The 16,242-nt window shown below is 71.9% G+C and carries 17 protein-coding genes and 1 riboswitch; of the genes, 9 read left to right on the top strand and 8 right to left on the bottom strand.

Going from position 1 to position 16,242, the window contains the following annotated elements; translation table 11 throughout:
* Nucleotides 1-714: 714 nt before the first annotated feature.
* The 4 genes from AB0H52_RS11145 to AB0H52_RS11130 all read left to right on the top strand — a co-directional run bounded on the left by AB0H52_RS11145 (nt 715) and on the right by AB0H52_RS11130 (nt 2,903).
* The gene (locus AB0H52_RS11145) at nt 715-1,227 is read left to right on the top strand and encodes a Scr1 family TA system antitoxin-like transcriptional regulator (protein ID WP_357946700.1); all 513 of its coding nucleotides are present in this window, start codon (nt 715-717) and stop codon (nt 1,225-1,227) included.
* The gene (locus AB0H52_RS11140) at nt 1,215-1,442 is read left to right on the top strand and encodes a DUF397 domain-containing protein (RefSeq protein WP_357946697.1); all 228 of its coding nucleotides are present in this window, start codon (nt 1,215-1,217) and stop codon (nt 1,440-1,442) included. The genes AB0H52_RS11145 and AB0H52_RS11140 overlap by 13 nt, the downstream gene beginning before the upstream one ends.
* A complete protein-coding gene (locus AB0H52_RS11135; protein WP_357946694.1) occupies nt 1,420-1,854 on the top strand; it encodes a hypothetical protein in 435 nt (144 codons plus the stop codon). The genes AB0H52_RS11140 and AB0H52_RS11135 overlap by 23 nt, the downstream gene beginning before the upstream one ends.
* Before the next feature lie 80 nt (nt 1,855-1,934).
* Entirely contained in the window at nt 1,935-2,903 is a 969-nt protein-coding gene (locus AB0H52_RS11130) for a Gfo/Idh/MocA family oxidoreductase (RefSeq protein WP_357946691.1), read from the top strand.
* A gap of 45 nt (nt 2,904-2,948) precedes the next feature.
* Here the strand turns inward: AB0H52_RS11130 and AB0H52_RS11125 are convergent, their stop codons facing one another.
* From AB0H52_RS11125 to AB0H52_RS11110, 4 genes are all read right to left on the bottom strand, one after another.
* Nucleotides 2,949-3,956 carry an inorganic phosphate transporter gene (locus tag AB0H52_RS11125; RefSeq protein WP_278126114.1) on the bottom strand — a complete coding sequence of 336 codons (1,008 nt, stop codon included), beginning with the start codon at nt 3,954-3,956 and terminating at the stop codon, nt 2,949-2,951.
* A 4-nt stretch (nt 3,957-3,960) separates the two neighbouring features.
* Nucleotides 3,961-4,587: a DUF47 family protein gene (locus AB0H52_RS11120; protein WP_151488539.1), complete on the bottom strand. Its 627-nt coding sequence runs from the start codon at nt 4,585-4,587 to the stop codon at nt 3,961-3,963.
* Nucleotides 4,588-4,715: 128 nt separating this feature from the next.
* Entirely contained in the window at nt 4,716-5,657 is a 942-nt protein-coding gene (locus AB0H52_RS11115) for a PPK2 family polyphosphate kinase (RefSeq protein ID WP_151488540.1), read from the bottom strand.
* 153 nt (nt 5,658-5,810) lie between these two features.
* On the bottom strand, nt 5,811-6,317 hold the full coding sequence (locus AB0H52_RS11110; protein WP_151488541.1) for a DUF402 domain-containing protein: 507 nt from the start codon (nt 6,315-6,317) through the stop codon (nt 5,811-5,813).
* Nucleotides 6,318-6,417: 100 nt separating this feature from the next.
* Here AB0H52_RS11110 and AB0H52_RS11105 point away from each other — a divergent pair, with 100 nt between their 5' ends.
* Nucleotides 6,418-8,622, top strand: coding sequence for an ATP-dependent DNA helicase (locus AB0H52_RS11105; protein ID WP_357946686.1), 2,205 nt, complete (start codon nt 6,418-6,420; stop codon nt 8,620-8,622).
* A 294-nt stretch (nt 8,623-8,916) separates the two neighbouring features.
* On the opposite strand, the gene AB0H52_RS11100 is transcribed toward AB0H52_RS11105, so the two are convergent.
* Entirely contained in the window at nt 8,917-10,215 is a 1,299-nt protein-coding gene (locus tag AB0H52_RS11100; protein ID WP_225854177.1) for an AI-2E family transporter, read from the bottom strand.
* Between the two features lie 158 nt (nt 10,216-10,373).
* Between AB0H52_RS11100 and AB0H52_RS11095 the strand changes: the two genes are divergently transcribed.
* Nucleotides 10,374-10,712, top strand: coding sequence for a co-chaperone GroES (locus AB0H52_RS11095; RefSeq protein ID WP_151488545.1), 339 nt, complete (start codon nt 10,374-10,376; stop codon nt 10,710-10,712).
* Nucleotides 10,713-10,792: 80 nt separating this feature from the next.
* On the top strand, nt 10,793-10,960 hold the full coding sequence (locus AB0H52_RS11090; RefSeq protein WP_192580151.1) for a hypothetical protein: 168 nt from the start codon (nt 10,793-10,795) through the stop codon (nt 10,958-10,960).
* 19 nt (nt 10,961-10,979) lie between these two features.
* Here the strand turns inward: AB0H52_RS11090 and AB0H52_RS11085 are convergent, their stop codons facing one another.
* Complete coding sequence (locus AB0H52_RS11085) at nt 10,980-12,464, bottom strand: PrsW family intramembrane metalloprotease (RefSeq protein ID WP_357946682.1); 1,485 nt, start codon at nt 12,462-12,464, stop codon at nt 10,980-10,982.
* 23 nt (nt 12,465-12,487) lie between these two features.
* Nucleotides 12,488-12,608, top strand: a riboswitch (SAM riboswitch).
* A 46-nt stretch (nt 12,609-12,654) separates the two neighbouring features.
* On the opposite strand from AB0H52_RS11085, the gene AB0H52_RS11080 reads away from it, so the two are divergent.
* Nucleotides 12,655-13,914: an aminotransferase class V-fold PLP-dependent enzyme gene (locus AB0H52_RS11080; protein WP_151488547.1), complete on the top strand. Its 1,260-nt coding sequence runs from the start codon at nt 12,655-12,657 to the stop codon at nt 13,912-13,914.
* A gap of 6 nt (nt 13,915-13,920) precedes the next feature.
* Here the strand turns inward: AB0H52_RS11080 and AB0H52_RS11075 are convergent, their stop codons facing one another.
* Nucleotides 13,921-15,156, bottom strand: coding sequence for an FUSC family protein (locus tag AB0H52_RS11075; RefSeq protein WP_225854178.1), 1,236 nt, complete (start codon nt 15,154-15,156; stop codon nt 13,921-13,923).
* Nucleotides 15,157-15,264: 108 nt separating this feature from the next.
* Between AB0H52_RS11075 and AB0H52_RS11070 the strand changes: the two genes are divergently transcribed.
* On the top strand, nt 15,265-15,921 hold the full coding sequence (locus AB0H52_RS11070; protein WP_225854179.1) for a metal-dependent phosphohydrolase: 657 nt from the start codon (nt 15,265-15,267) through the stop codon (nt 15,919-15,921).
* Here the strand turns inward: AB0H52_RS11070 and AB0H52_RS11065 are convergent.
* Entirely contained in the window at nt 15,893-16,177 is a 285-nt protein-coding gene (locus AB0H52_RS11065; RefSeq protein ID WP_151488549.1) for a DUF4031 domain-containing protein, read from the bottom strand. The two genes, AB0H52_RS11070 and AB0H52_RS11065, sit on opposite strands and share 29 nt — an antisense overlap.
* Nucleotides 16,178-16,242: the final 65 nt, after the last annotated feature.

Genomic DNA, 16,242 nt, shown 5'->3' with positions numbered 1-16,242 from the left:
GCCCTGCATCGCCACGTCGGCCGAGCGGGAAGGTGGTCGGGATCGCGGCGGGTCATCGGTCAGCCCTTGCGGGTTTTGCCGAACCCCGGCGGACGGTTGACGGTCCCGAGGCAGGCGGGGCCGCGACCAGCCAGCGCACGCCCTCACACAGGACGAACAACTCGCGCTTCGCCAACGCCACGCCCTTGGGGTTCAGCTCGTAACCCTCAATCCACGTCCATCCGTACGGTGGATGCCGATCGGTCAACTCGCGAATGATCCGGACGATCAGCGGGCGTATGAACTGCGGGCTCGCGGCGCGGGTCAGGCTGACCACGTCCCCGGCTCTGACCTGGCGGCCGGGCTCCGGGGCCCAGGGGTGGCCCGGAACGCGGTTCGCCCGCGTGCCCCGGCTTAACCCGCGGAGCGGCGGGTCGAGGAGCCGGCTCGGTCGGGCTGGTGGCGATGTAGACGGCTGGTTTATGGGCTTCGGTCGCTCGCTCGGCACGGCCTCCCCTGTCGGTCGATGGGAAGGAGTCGCCCTGAGTACTCGCCCATGGGGGCGACCCCGGTCGGCGCGACCGACGGGCTCTTTGGCCCCCACCGGTTCACGCTGTCCTACGAGAACCACCATCGCCTTCTGAGGCTGGACTGCTACACCCTGTAGCTATAGGTTCTAGAGACGTCAAAGACGTCCTCCGGGAGACGACCATGAATCAGTCGCTACGAGCAGCGATGGCCGACACGGGGGAGACAGTTGAGAGCCTTGCCGAACAGGTCGGCGTTGATCCGAAGACGGTCGCCCGATGGATTACGCCAGGACGCGTCCCTCACCCACGCCACCGCGCCGCAGCCGCCAAGGCTCTCGGCCGGGAAGTTGAGGACATTTGGCCGGACGTCTTCAAGCGACGTGAACCGGCGTGGTTGCGCCCATGGATCGAGACAGAGCTACAGGCGACGTCACTGCGCGCCTTTCAAGTGGCGGTGATCCCCGGTCTACTGCAGACCCCCGAGTACGCCTCTGTGGTGCTGAGCAGCGGATCGCTCGGGCCGGACGAGGTCGCTGACTACGTCGAAACGCGATTGCGTCGGCAGAGAGCCGTCCTCGAAAGGCGCAAACCGCCGCTCTTCGTTGCGGTCATCGATGAGTTCGCCCTCCGTCGCGGAGACCCTGCCGTCATGCACCCGCAAATTGACCCGCGTCGCCACACCATCGACTTCCTGAAGGCAAGAGCATGGCTGACCTGACTGGCGCACAGTGGCGCAAAAGCACGCGCAGCAGCTCCAACGGCGGTGACTGTGTCGAGGTCGCCGACAACCTTCCCGACGTCGTGGCCGTGCGGGATTCGAAGGATCCGACCGGTCCGGCACTCACCTTCGCCCCGAAGACTTGGCGCGCCTTCGTCGCGCAACTCAGCGACAGGCTTGAGGGTGGGGCTGGTGGGGACAGAGACGGTTCGTGACACCGAGTTCGGCTGGGGGGTCGCCTGGTTTCTCTGGAACGGGCCGATCACCGTGGCAGTGCTCTCACTAACGATCGCGGCCCTTACCCTGGCTGACCAGTTCTCAACGGGCGACGCGATCGATATCGCCGGACTGTTTGGCGCGGTCGCACTCACTGTGCCGTGTTATGGCTCCGCAACGTGGATGGCCAGCTCAGGACTGATCGCGGCGATCTGGGCAACCGGGATGCGTAATCGGATCCTGGCACGGTTGCTGCTCGCGATCTTGCCTGCGCTTTTCGCCGTCCTGTCGGATGGCGCCCGCTGGGTGGCGTTCTTCGTCTGCTCCGGCCTGGGCCTGACATTCTGCCTCCGTCTACCGAACACTCCCGCCCTCCGTGGCGCGCCCAGCAACGCATCTGCGGCTGGTTAGCACCCAGAACCTTTCTCCACCCAATCACCGCGATCTGGCCGGCAGCGGGCGGTTTACCCGGCTCGGCTAGCGTTCCGCGCATGACTCGTTGGGGCATCCTGGCCACCGGCCACATCGCCAGCCGTTTCGCCGAAGACCTCCGGCTGGTGCCGGACGCCGAACTCGTCGCGGTCGGCTCCCGCGCCGCCGACAGCGCGCAGCGGTTCGCCGACACGTACGGGGCGAAGCGCGCGTACGGCTCCTGGGTGGAGCTGGCGGCCGATCCGGAGGTCGACGTCATCTACGTGGCCACGCCGCACGCCGCGCACCACGAGGCGGCGATGACCTGCCTGACCGCCGGGCGCGCGGTGCTGTTGGAGAAGCCGTTCACCCTCGACGTGGCCACCAGCACGGAGTTGGTCGACACGGCGCGCGCCGCCGGGGTCTTCCTGATGGAGGCCATGTGGATGCGGACCAACCCGCTGATCCTCCGGGCGACCGAGCTGATCGCCGAGGGTGCCATCGGCACGGTGAGCAGCGTGCGGGCCGACTTCGGGGTGGCCGGGCCGTTCCCGCCGGACCACCGGATGCGCAACCCGAAGCTGGGCGGGGGTGCGCTGCTCGACCTGGGGATCTACCCGATCAGCCTGGCCCACCTGCTGCTCGGGGTGCCGCAGCACATCCGGTCCTGGGCGCAGCTCGGCCCGGAGGGGACGGACGAGAACACCGGCATCCTGTTCGGCTACGACACCGGAGCGTTGGCCGCGTTGAGTTGCGGCATGGTCGGTGCGACCGAGTTGTCCGCCTCGATCACCGGCAGCACGGGCCGGATCGACCTGCCGGAGCCGTTCTTCCGGCCGGGGTCGCTGACCCTGCACCGGGCGGGCGCCGAGCCGGAGACGATCGTCGCGGAGGAGGCCGGCAACGGCTACCAGTACGAGGCGATCGAGGTGCAGCGCTGCCTGGCGGCCGGGCTGACCGAGAGCCCGCTGGTGCCGCACGCCACGACCCTTGAGGTGATGGCCCTGCTGGACGCGGTGCGGGAGCAGATCGGTGTGCGGTACGAGTGACCGAAAAGGGCCCCTCTGCGAAGAGGGGCCCTTTCTGCGTGACGGTCAGCCGAAGAGCGGTCGGACCAGCAGGTAGGTGACGCAGGCGATCAGCGCGGCGGCCGGGAACGTGATGATCCAGGCGAGCACGATGTTGCCGGCGACGTTCCAGCGGACCGCGGAGAGCCGCTTGGTCGCGCCCACACCCATGATCGCCGAGGTGATCGTGTGGGTGGTGGAGATCGGCGCCTTGAGCACCAGGGCGTTGAAGTAGAGCACCGCACTGGCGACCGTCTCGGCGGCGAAGCCCTCCGGCGGCCCGAGGTCGATGATCTTGCGACCGAGGGTACGGATGATCCGCCAACCACCGGCGTACGTGCCGAGGGCCAGCATCGTCGCCGACGTCCAGAACACCCAGCCCGGGATGTGCGTCTTGCTCTCCTGGAAACCGCCGGTGTAGAGCGCCAGCACCACGATGCCCATGGTCTTGGCGGCGTCCTGCATGCCGTGGCCGACCGACATGGCGGCCGCCGAGACGGTCTGCGCGTGGCGGAAGCCCCGGTTGAGCTTGCCCGGCTGCCCCTTCCGGAACAGCCAGAGGATCGCCAGCATCAGCAGGTAGCCGAGGGTCAGGCCGACGATCGGCGAGAGCACCATCGGCAGCAGCACCTTCTCACCGATGTTGCCCCACTGCACGATGCCGCCGGTGGACAACAGGGTCGCGCCGACCAGGCCGCCGAAGAGCGCGTGCGATGACGACGACGGCAGGCCGAAGTACCAGGTGATGAGGTTCCAGGCGATCGCGCCGAGCACCCCGGCGAAGACCACACCGAGGCTGCTCACACCGGTGGGGAGGGTGACCAGGCCGTCGCCGACGGTCTTGGCGACCCCGGCGCCGAAGTGGGCGCCGATGAAGTTGCCGACCGCCGCGAGGCCCAGCGCGATCCGGGGGGTCAGCGCCCGGGTGGAGACGCTTGTCGCGATCGCGTTGGCGGCGTCGTGGAAGCCGTTGGTGTAGTCGAACGCCAGGGCAACCGCGATCACCGCCAGGACGGCGATGAGTTCAGGAGACACCGGCTCAGGACTCCTTGACCGCGATGGTCTCGACTGTGTTGGCCACGTGCTCGAAGGCGTCGCAGGCGGCCTCCAGCTCGTCGGCGACCTCCTTCATCTTCAGCACCGTCAACGCGTCGTACTCACCGGAGAAGAGGCGGACGAGCAGCTGCCGGTTGATCCGGTCGCCCTCGTTCTCCAGCCGGTTGCACTCGATCCAGTAGTCCTCGAGATCCTTCATCGACTGCAGGCGGGGCATCGCGTCGGCGGTCAGCTTGGCCTGCTGGTCGAGCACGTTGACCATCTCGTGCAGCTCGCGGGGCAGCGCCGGAAGCTCGGTCAGCCCGTACAGGTAGAGCAGGTCGCCGACCGCTTCCAGGTGGTCCATCACGTCGTCGAGCAGCGAGCCGAGCCGGTAGATGTCCTCCCGGTCGAACGGGGTGATGAAGGTAGAGTTGATCTTCTTGTACAGCTCGTGCGTGATCTGGTCGCTGTCGTGCTCGACCTCGGTCAGCCGCTCGCTGACCGACTGCACGTCGACGCCGGGCAGGGCCAGCTCGTTCAGCAGTTCGGTGCCCCGGACCAGGTTCTGCGCGGCCCTGGTGAAGAGCTCGTAGAAGGCGCCCTCGGTGGGGCGGAAGGAAAACTTCACAGCACAGACCTCGTCGCGTCGGTGGAAGGGTGGCGGCACCCGTCGGGCGTCCGCCCGGTGAATGCTAGGAAACGGCAGAACCGCGAATTCGTCGGCCCACCCCTGGCCAGGCCGCATTCACCGACCGTTCACCTACTGTTCACCTCGGGCGTCCCATCCGCCCCCACTCCCCCAGCACGCAGCCGCTCCCGCTCGTGCGCCACATCGAAATCGGCAGGCGGATACCCCAGATCAAGCGTGTCGAACGTCTCCCGCAGCAGGTGGGCCACCGCCCAGTCCCGGTACCACTTGCGGTCCGCCGGCACCACGAACCAGGGCGCCGCGTCCGTGCCGCACCGGCTCAGAGCCTCGGCGTACGCGGCCTGGTAGTCGTCCCAGCGAGCCCGGGCGTCGACATCCGAGGGGTTGTACTTCCAGTGCTTACGCGGGTCGGTGAGCCGCTCCAGCAGGCGCTCGCCCTGCTCGGCGTACGAGATGTGCAGCATCACCTTGACCAGGGTCACCCCACCCTCGGTCAGCTCCCGCTCGAAAGAGTTGATCTCGTCGTAGCGGGCCCGCCAGGTGGCCTCGGGCACCAGCGAGCCGACCCGGGCGATCAACACGTCCTCGTAGTGCGAGCGGTTGAACATCCCGACGTACCCCGGTGGGGGCAGCTCCCGGCGGATCCGCCACAGGAAATCGTGCCGCAGCTCCTGCGGAGTCGGCGGGCCGAACGAACGGATGTGCAGACCCAGCGGGTTCATCGCGCCGGCCACCCGCTTGATCGTGCCGTCCTTACCGCCACAGTCCATCGCCTGGAGCACCAGCAGCACCCGGTGCGCCGGCCGCTCCGAGCCGGCCTTGGCCATCGCGAAGAGCATCTCCTGCTGACGACCCAACTCGCCACCGACCAGTTCCACCTGCGCACGGGCCCAGACCTTGCGGCGCTCCCCGTTCACCTCGGCCTTCGGCAGGCCGGGCGTGGACCGGGGGTCGATCGCCGCGAGATCCACCGGTGCGGTGACCCGGAGCAGCTCCCCGACTCCGCCGCCGGCCGGTGCCACGATCCCCGCTTCCTGCAGTGCGCTCATGCACGGATCATCGCCCACCCGTCGGTCATCCGCCCGCCGAGAGCCCCCGGACCGGGACGACCAGGGCTGCCGGCCCCCGGACTTGCCAGGAAGATGGACACCGGCAGGGCGACGGCGACGGGTGGCCGCCGCGCTGGTGAGCCGGGCGCCGGCTCAGACCACCAGCGCCAGCCACTTCCGGTACGACGTGGCGAACGGCTCGGTGCCGTCACCGAGCGCGCCGTACAGCCACCGGGCCGCCGCCTCGGCCTCGTCCACCACGTCCTGCGGGTAGCCGAAGCGGGCCCGGTGCTCGGCGAACTCGTCCTCGTCGAGCAGCTCGACGAGACCGGTGGCCCGGCGTCGGACCACATCCAGGTCCAGGTCGATGAGGTGGACGGTGTCGTCGGACTCCCAGCGGGCCGGGGTGGTGATGTCGCAGTAGACCTCGCTGGTCCGTGGCGGCGGGTTGAACATCCCCGTCCACCAGGCGTTGTGCGGCACCAGCAGGACGAACGGGATCTTCTCCACCGAGGGGCGGCCGTGGTAGACCGACTCGGTGCCGAACGGGACGCCGAGCCAGACGCCGAGGTCGTCCTCGGCGAGACGGCGGGCCGGGTAGTCACGGTGGGCGCTGCCGTCGTACTTGCGATAGACCACTCGGACCACGTCGCTCGGCATGATTCGCACCCTAACCGATACTGCCCACGCGTCGTAGTGCGGCCGTAACCGGACGGCGTCGGCCAGGGAGGCCGGCGGGTGCCTCCGCGCCACCCGGCGGATGGGCGCGGCCCGTGTCGGCGGCGGCGGGTACCGTCGCACGGTGACTCCGCCCCGCACCGCCACCGGTTCCGCCACCCCGTCGGCCCGTGCCAAGGGCCGGCGGCGGGGTGACCGACCCAGCGGCACGGAGCTGCTGGCGGCGGCGGTCGGCGCGGTGCCCGGCGGCGCGGAACGCCCCGGTCAGCTGCAGATGACCACGGCGATCGAGGAGTGCGTGGCCGGCGGCGAGCATCTGCTCGTGCAGGCGGGCACCGGCACCGGCAAGTCGCTGGCCTACCTCGCGCCGGCGCTCACCGTGGACGGCCCGGTGGTGGTGTCCACGGCCACCCTGGCGTTGCAGTCGCAGCTGGTCGACCACGACCTGCCCCGGCTCGCCGACGCGGTCGAGCCGGTGCTCGGCCGCCGGCCCACCTTCGCGGTGCTCAAGGGACGCCACCACTACCTGTGCCTGGCCCGGTTGGACAACTCCACCGAGGAGGAACCGGAGGACACCCTCTTCGACGCCCCGGCCGCGCGCCCCGGCGGCGGGACGAAGTGGCTCGGCGAGGCGGGTCGGCTGGGAAAGCAGATCGAACGGGTACGCGACTGGGCCGAGAAGACCGCCACCGGCGACCGCGACGAACTGGACCCGGGCGTCGACGACCAGGCCTGGCGGCTGGTGTCGATGCCGGCCCGGGAGTGCGTCGGCGCGACCCGCTGCCCGTTCGGGCAGGAGTGCTTCGCCGAGGCGTCGCGGGCCCGTGCCCGCGAGGCCGACATCGTGGTGACCAACCACAGCCTGCTCGCGGTCGACATGCTCGCCGGCCGGCACATCGTGCCGCCGCACAAGCTGCTCATCGTGGACGAGGCGCACGAGCTGGCCGACCGGGTCTCCTCGGCGGCCCAGGCGGAACTGGTGCCGGAGCTGATCGACCGGACCACCCGGCGGGCCCGTACGCTGCTGCGGCCGGAGACCGCCGAGGCGCTCACGGCCGCCGGCGACGCCCTCGCGGTCGGCCTGGCCGAGGCGCCGGCCGGGCGGATAACGGCGGGGTTGCCGACACCCCTGCGGGAGGCGTGCACGCTGCTCGACGCGGCGACCCGCTCCGCCCTGGACGCCATCGGCGACGTGAAGGCCGACGACCCCGACCCGGTCCGCAAGCAGCAGGCCAAGGCCGCCCTGGACGAGCTCTCCACCACCGCCCAGCGGTTGCTGGAGGAGGCCGACCACGACGTGGCCTGGGTGGAGAAGAACGACAGCGGCAGCCGCCGGGCGCTGGTGGTCGCGCCGCTGTCGGTGGCCGGCACCCTCGCCACCCACCTGTACGACGAACGCACCGTCGTCGCCACCTCGGCGACCCTGGCGCTCGGTGGACGGTTCGACACGGTCGCTCGCGCCCTCGGCCTGGACGCGCCACCGCCCGCCCCGCCTACCCCCGCCGCAGCCGCGCTGGCCGCCCGCACCGGCCCCGGCCGCCCGGCCGCCGAGACGCCCGGCCGTCGCCTCGCCGGCGACGTCGCGCCGAACGCCGTGATACCACCCACCGAGGGCCCCGGGTGGCGGTCACTCGACGTCGGTTCACCGTTCGACTACGCCCGGCAGGGCATCCTGTACGTCGCCGCGCACCTGCCCCGGCCGAGCGTCTCCGGGCTGCCCGAGGCAGCCGGCGAGGAACTGCTCGGGCTGGTCGACGCGCTCGGCGGTCGTACTCTCGGGCTCTTCTCCTCCCGGCGGGCCGCGCAGCAGGCGGCGGAGCTGCTGCGCGCGCGGACCGACCTGCCGGTGCTGTTGCAGGGCGAGGAGGCGCTGCCGCTGCTGGTGCGCCGCTTCCGCGAGGAGCGGTCCAGCTGCCTGTTCGGGGTGATGTCGCTCTGGCAGGGGGTGGACGTGCCGGGCGACGCCTGCCAGCTCGTGGTCATCGACCGGCTGCCCTTCCCCCGCCCGGACGAGCCCCTCGCGGCCGCCCGCGCGGCAGCCGTGGACGCCGGCGGCGGTTCGGGCTTCGCCGCGGTCAGCGTGCCGATCGCGGCGGTGCGGCTGGCCCAGGGCGTGGGCCGGCTGATCCGGGCCACCGGCGACCGGGGAGTCGTCGCGGTGCTCGACTCCCGGCTGGAGACCGCCCGCGGCTACGGCCCGTTCCTGCGTCGCTCGCTGCCGCCGTTCTGGTACACGACCCGCCCCGAGGTGGCCCGCGGCGCGCTGCAACGCCTCGCCAGCTCCTGACGCAGAGCGCGCGGCCACCGCGTCGCGCCCCGCGCCCCGTCGCGCCCCGCCCCGCGTCGCGCCCCGTGCCCTGAGCCCCGCGCCCTGCGCCCTGCGCCCTGCGCCCTGCGCCCTGCGCCCTGCGCCCTGCGCCCTGCGCCGATGGTCAAGATCGTGCAGAAACAAGGAAGTAGTGGCCTCCTTCGCGGAGGAGGCCACTACTTCCAGGATCGAGCACGATCTTGCGAGCAACTGGCGCGAACACCGCGCCTCGCGACACCGCGGCGCGGCGCGGCGCGGCGCGGCGCGGCGGGTCTAGGGCGCTTGGGAGGCGACGACCACGGCGTCGGGCGGGGTGTCCGGGACCCTCCGGGCAGCCAGCCGACGCACCGCGGTGTTCAGGACGGCGATCAGGGGGACGGAGACCAGCGCGCCGGTGATGCCGGCGAGCACCACCCCGGCGGCGATACCGATGATCACCGCGAGCGGGTGCAGGGCGACCGCCCGCCCCATGATCAGCGGCTGGAGCACGTGCCCCTCGACCTGCTGCACACCGATCACCGCTCCCAGGATGATCAGCGCGGTGACCGGACCGCTGTCGACCAGCGCCACGAGCACCGCCACGCCGCCGGAGAGCGCCGCGCCGACGATCGGGATGAACGCGCCGAGGAAGACCAACGCGGCCAATGGGAAGGCGAACGGGACGTCGAAGACGACGAGGAAGATGCCGATCCCGACCGCGTCGATGAAGGCGACCAGCACGGTCGCCCGGACGTAGGCGCCCAGCGTCTGCCAGGAGGCCCGGCCGGCGTCGTCGACCTTCCAGCGGGCGGCCACCGGCAGCAGCCGGACCAGGAAGCGCCAGATCCGGTTGCCGTCGCGCAGGAAGAAGAACGTCGCGAAGAGCACCAGGATGGTGCCGGTCAACACCTCGGCCAGCGTTGCGGCGGTGCTCAGCGCGCCGCTGGTGAACTTCGAGGTGTTGTCGTTGATCCAGGCCTGTGCTTCGTCGATGTAACTGTTGAGCTGGGTGTCGGAGACGTGCAGCGGGCCGGTCTTCAGCCAGTCCTGGATCTGCCGGACGCCCTCGGAGGACTTCTGGCTCAGCTCCGGCACCCCGCGGATGAACTCGTTGACCACCAGGGTCAGCGTGCCGATCACCGCGGCCAGGCCACCGACCAGCACCACCGCCGTCGCCAACGACCGGGGCAGTCGGGCGCGCAGCAGCCAGCCCACCGCCGGGGCGAGCAACGCCGAGAGCAGCAGCGCGATGGCCAGCGGAATGATCACGATCTTGATGGTGCCGACGATCCGGAGCAGGGCCCAGGCCACCACCCCGATCACGATCAACCGCCAGCACCAGGCGGCGGCGATCCGCAGCCCGTGCGGCACGTCGGCGTCGTCCCGACTGGAGGTGGAGCTGTGCAGGTCAACTGGAGGTTCCGCGCCGACGACCGTGGCACTCGGCGGCGCGGGCGGCCCCGGCACGGCCGGTGAGGCCACCCGGACCGGCTCCGCGTCGTCGCTCGGCGTGTCCCGATCGGCGCGAACCGACTCCCGGCTTGACTGGTAGGCGCGGCGGAGCCGCCCGCGTACCCGCTCGAAGCGGCTCAAGCGCACCTCCTGGCAGAAGAATGGTCCGCCCACGGCGACAGGTCGGACAGCATACGTCCGTTCCCGACACCGTAGGGCAGTTCCGCCACACATTGCCCCCGCAGCCTCGGGCGTAACCACCGGCAATCGGCCGTCGGCGACACGGTAGCGTCTGCGTCGTGACCGCCGACCAGGATCTCGACGCCGGCCTGCCGATCCGCCTCCTGCATGACCGCGTGCTGGTACGGATGGAGGGCGGCGACGGCGAGCGTCGCTCCACCGCCGGCATCGTCATCCCGGCGACCGCCGCGGTGGGCAAACGGCTCGCGTGGGCCACCGCCGTCGGGGTGGGGCCGAACGTGCGCGCCATCGTCTCCGGCGACCGGGTGCTCTTCGACCCGGACGAGCGCTCCGAGGTCGAGCTGCACGGCCGCGGCTACGTACTGCTGCGCGAGCGGGACGTGCACGCCGTGGCCGCCGAGCGGGTCGAGAACGACTCCACCGGCCTCTACCTCTAGACGCCCCTCCCCCGCCGCGCGCCGTTTGCCGCGCGGCACGACGGGAAGCCATCCGGCGACCGTGGCCCTGGGGAGGGACGATGCCGGTATTCGTGAAGAAGCTGCTGACCTGGGGCAGCGTCGCGTTTCTGATCTACTTCATGGCGTTCCGACCCGACGGTGCCGCGCAGATGTTCAAGGCGATCGGGGCCGCGTTGGTCGCGATGGCGCAGGGCCTCGGTGACTTCCTCACCACCCTGATGACCTGAGCCGCCCCCAAGGCCGACGTCAGGATTGACCGGGCGTCCACGGCGACGCCGGCCGCAGACCGGGCCAGCCGGGCGGGGCGTACCCGATAGGAGGCGCGGGTGGCGCGGGAGCCAGCACCACCGGGATCGGCACCACCGGCTCGTCCGGCGCATCCAGCGAGCGTTGCGTGCCGTCCGGGAAGCGCAGGTGGTAGCGGCTGCCGTCCCAGACCCCCACCGGAGCCTGCGGGTCACGACCGACGAAGAACGATCGGTACGCGCTGATCGCATCCAGCAACTCCCGCTCCTCCCGAGCCGAGCGCTCCTGGTCGGCGGGCTTACGGTCCAGGCCGCGCAGCGTCCCGTCGCGCAGCAGCGCCAGTCGGGTCGCGGAGAACTGGTAGCCGCGCATCGCCCGCAGACCGGCGTCCCCGGCGACCCGGCGGGCCCAACTACGGGCGGCGTGCCGACGGCCGAGGCTGCTCAGCGCGGCCACCTCTGGTGGGGTCAACCAGCCGGCGCGGACGTAGTCCGGCAGCGTCCGCTCGGTGAGCCGCCCCTCCCAGGCGCGCAGCCACACCGCCAGCCCCACCATGCCGAAGAAGACCGGCACCATGAGGCCCAGGAAGCCGTACAGCATGATCACCGTCTCGCCGGTGGCCTGCGTCAGCGTGGGCAGCAGGTTCCAGGTGCCGTGCAGCATCATCGCCAGCAGCAGACCGCCGACCGGTGCGAGCACCCGTACCCGCCGGTCGGCCGTCCGGGCCGCGACACCCAGCCCCACACCGGTCATCGAGGTGAAGAGCGGATGGGCGAACCCGAACAGGAGGATCCGCACGATGAAGATGGCGATGACCTGCTGGGTGCCCGTCGCGGGGCCGTAGCGGTCGGCGCCGGCCGCGTAGCCGTACCCGCCCAGGTAGAGGATGTTCTCCACCATGGCGAAGCCCACCGCGGAGAGCCCGCAGTAGACCAGGCCGTCGGTGATCCCCGACCACTCCCGGCGGCGGAACACCAGGAGCAGGATCGGGCCGAGCGCCTTGGTCAGTTCCTCGATGAAAGGCGCCACCAGCACACCGGTGAGCGCGGCCGGCAACCCCCAGTCGGCGAAACGTCCGGCGGCGAACTCGTTCACGGTGAGCGAAGCGGCCGTGGCGACGAACGCGCCCCACGCGAAGCAGAACATCAGGTACTTCAGGGGCTCCGGCTCGTAGCGGTCCAGCCAGAGGAAGCAGGCGACCAGCACCGGCACCGGCAGGATGGCGGCGATCACGCCGATCAGCAGCGCCTGCAACCCGAGTGACTGGCCGAGCCGAAAGACCATGAACCCCGCGCAGGCGGCGATGAACAGCGCCACCCCGGCCAGCGCCAGGAACCGCCAACCCTTGCTGCGCGGCGGCATCCGGGGCGCCTCGCCGGTGGACGGAGCCGCCGACGCGGGCGGCGGCGACGGCAGGGGTGAACCGGGCGGGGTGTCGGCCATGCGGTCAGCGTAGCCATCCGCCGCCGACTGGTCCGGTCGCATCGGCAGCCGCTATGCTGCGGGCAGGTCACGAGCGCCAGCGTCAAGCCCCGGCTTGCTGGCCGGCAACCCTCGTCGAGTTCGCGGTGGGGTGCCCCGGGTGATGACCGGGCCCAGCCCGATCGGCGTGCTGGGCAAGCGCGGACCCCGTCCCGATGTCGCACCCGGGGTCCCTGACCCCGGAGGTTCCGGCGTGTCCGTCACTCTCGTACCCTCGCTGCCCGCCCTGCCCACCGTGGCGCCCGCGCCGCTCGACGTGCTGGGCGTGCCCGGCGAGATCAACCTGGACTACGCGGCCAGCGCGCCGTGCGCGCGGGCCGCGGCCGACGCGGTGAACGAGCTGCTGCCCTGGTACGCGAGCGTGCACCGCGGCGCGGGAGCGCTGTCGCGGCGCTGCACGCTGGCCTACGAGAAGGCCCGGCAGACCGTCGGCGACTTCTTCGGCGCCCGCCCCGACGACCATGTGATCTTCACCCGGAACACCACGGACGCGCTCAACCTGCTGGGTCGGGCGCTGCCCACCGGCACCACGGTTGTCACGTTCGCCGGCGAGCACCACGCGAACCTGCTGCCCTGGCCGCCCGGCTCGGTACGGCTGCCGGTGCCCGCCGACCCCGCCGGGGCGGTACGCGCCCTCGCCGCCGCCCTGACCGAGCTGCGGCGGGACAGCAACCCGGCGCTGCCGGTGCTGGTGTCGGTCACCGGCGCCAGCAACGTGACGGGCGAGCGGTGGCCGGTCGCGGAGTTGGCCCGGGTGGCCCACCGGCACGGGGCCCGGATCGCGCTCGACGCCGCGCAGCTCGCCCCGCACGCACCGGTCGACCTGCTCGCCCTCGACGTGGACTACCTGGCCGTGTCGGGCCACAAGCTGTACGCCCCGTTCGGCGCGGGCGTGCTGATCGGCCGGGCCGACTGGCTGGACGCGGCTCCGCCGTACCTGGCCGGTGGCGGCGCCACCAGCCGCGTCGGCCCGGCCACCCATGACGTGACCTGGGCGACCGGCCCGGCACGGCACGAGGGCGGCACCCCGAACCTGCTCGGCGCCGTGGCGCTGGCCGCGGTGTGCACGGAGCTGGCCGGCGCGGACCGTGCCGCGCTGGCCGCCCGCGAGCAGGCGCTGCTGGCTCGTCTGCGGGACGGCCTCGCGGCCCTGCCGCACGTGGTGGAACTGCGTACCTTCGGCCCGGACGCGCCCCGGGTCGGAATCGTCTCGTTCGTGGTCACCGGGTGGGACTCCGCCGAGGTGGCCGCCCGGCTGGCCGCGAGGCACCGCATCGGCGTACGCGACGGCCTGTTCTGTGCCCACCCGCTGGCCCGGCGGCTGCTCGACGAGGCGGCGGGGCGCAGCGGCCGACGGGACCTGCCGTCCACGGCGCTGCGCGCCAGCATCGGCCTGGGCAGCACCGCCGCTGAGGTGGACCGGCTGATCGAGGCGCTCGCCGAGCTGGGTTGAGTACGGTCAGCCGACGGGTGGGGCGGTGGGCGGTTTCGGCGCCTCACCCGGTTCGGCCGACTCACCGACGGGCCGCTCCTGCTGCTCCCCGAAGGCGGTGCGGATGCACCGGTTCGCCTCCTCCTGCTCGATCCCGGAGGCCACCAGCAGGTCACTGGCCGTGGTCCGGATCTGGGCGATGACGACGCTGCCGGAGAAGCCGACGCCCTCGCCGTACGCCCGGCCTGCCTCGCTGACCGCGCGCAGTGACCGTTCCCGGGCCTTCGCCGGCTCCTCGCCGGCGGCGAACTCGTGCTTGAGCAGCCGGACCGACTCGGCGAGGTGGCCGATCGCGTCCGGCATCGGATCGGGCACGGGTTCCTCGTCCTCGACCAGCGTGACGGACCGGCGGATCAGCGTGCCGCTGTTGCGCATCGCCCGGTCGATCGGATCGGCCGCCTCCGCGTAGTGGATCAGCTCGCTGCGGCGGTGCCAGCGGGCCGGGGAGAGGGTTGCCGTCTCCTTCGCGCCCTCGATCGCCTCGGACAGCGTGGCCAGTTCGTCCTTGTTGTTGCGCAGCCGATCCAGTGCCCGCTGGATGCTGGCCCGGTCCCGGCTGCGCAACCCGTCGGCGGTGACATCGAGTTGGGCGGCGAGCAGGTCCAGCGCCGGTCGGGCGGCGCGGTTGATCACTCGGAGCGGGTTCAGCGGCAGCAGCACCGCCGTGACCAGCAGCGCGATCCCACCACCGAGGAACGCGTCGACGAAGCGGGGAATCTCCAGGTTCTGGGTCGACGGGCTCAGCGTCACGATCAGCACCGCCGTGGCCGCCGCCTGGATGACGATGGCCACGCTCGCTCCGGCGAAGATGGTGAGCAGGATCGCCACGGTGACCACCAGGCCGAGCTGCCACGCCCCGGTGCCGAGCAGGTAGATCAGGAGGTCGCCGACGAACACCCCGACCCCCACCCCGACGATCAACTCCACGGTCCGGCGGAACCGCTGGCCGACCGACGCGGCCAGGGTGCCGACCGCCGAGATCGGCGCGAAGACCGGTTGCGGGTTGCCGAGCACCTTGTGCGAGATCAGGTACGCGAGCCCGGCCGCCAACCCGGCCTGCACGGCGAGTCCGCCGGCCATCCGTACCCGGTGCAGGCGGTCGTGCAGGGTGGCCCGGCCACGATGGCGCAGCTGCTCGGTGGCCTCGGCGATCCGGGCACCATCGATGTCCACCAACCCTTCGCGCAGCGCGGTACGCCGCATGATCGGAGGTCGTTTGTCCCGGGCCACGGCCATGGGCGCGACTACCCGTGCCAGGCGCGCTGAATCCTCCCGTCGGCACGCGGCGGGCCGATGCGGGAGACTCGTGCGGTGGTTGATCTGCTGGACCGGTGGCGGGCGGCGGCCCGGGATGCCGGCGCGAGGCCCGATGCGGAGACGACGCGGGCCGGGGAGCACCTGCTCGCCCGGTGGCGGGAGCCGCACCGGCACTACCACACGGTTGCCCACCTGACGGCCGTACTCGACGTGGTGGACCGGCACGCCGACCTGGCCGGCCGGGCCGACCTGGTCCGGCTCGCCGCCTGGTGCCACGACGCGGTCTACGACCCCCGAGCCGCCGGCGACGCCAACGAGCGGGACAGCGCCGCGTTGGCGGCGAGCCTGCTCACCGGGCTCGGGGTGCCGGCGTCCGCGGTGGTCGAGGTGCGTCGGCTGGTGCTGCTCACCGCCGGGCATGTGGTCAGACACCAGGACCGCGACGGCGCGTTGCTCTGCGACGCGGACCTCGCCGTGCTGGCCGCGCCACCGCAGACGTACGACCGCTACGCGGCGGCCATCCGACGGGAGTACGCGCACGTGCCGGAGCCGGCCTTCCGGGCCGGCCGGGCCGCGGTGTTGACCGGCCTGCTGGCGCTGCCCGCGCTGTTCCGGCTGCCGCCGCTGGCGCAACGGTGGGAACGGCCGGCCCGGGACAACCTGCGCCGCGAGCTGGCGACGCTCACCGACGCGCCGGCGGAAGCGGGCTGACGAGGTGCTTCGGGCGGCGCAGACCGGCGTCGCGGAGCAGCCGGACCAGCTCCCGGCTCGGCACCACCTGGGCACCGAGCCAGACCGCCGCCGCGAATCGTTCCGCCGGGATGTCGTAGTGGTCGCGGTCGAATCCGCGCCGGGGCGCGCCCAACGCCTCCGCGAAGGCGTGCAGCTCGGCGTACGAGACGTCGCTGATCAGGTGTGACCAGAGCCGGCCGCGCCACGGCCAGGCCGGCCGGTCCAGGTAGAGCATGGTGCACAAGTTATCCCGCCCAGTTGATCATGTTGATGATCGGCGACCGCCGACCTAGCCTCGGC

The organism is Micromonospora sp. NPDC050695 (assembly GCF_040654415.1).
Lineage (GTDB): Bacteria > Actinomycetota > Actinomycetes > Mycobacteriales > Micromonosporaceae > Micromonospora.
This window is presented reverse-complemented; position numbering and strand designations above follow the sequence as displayed.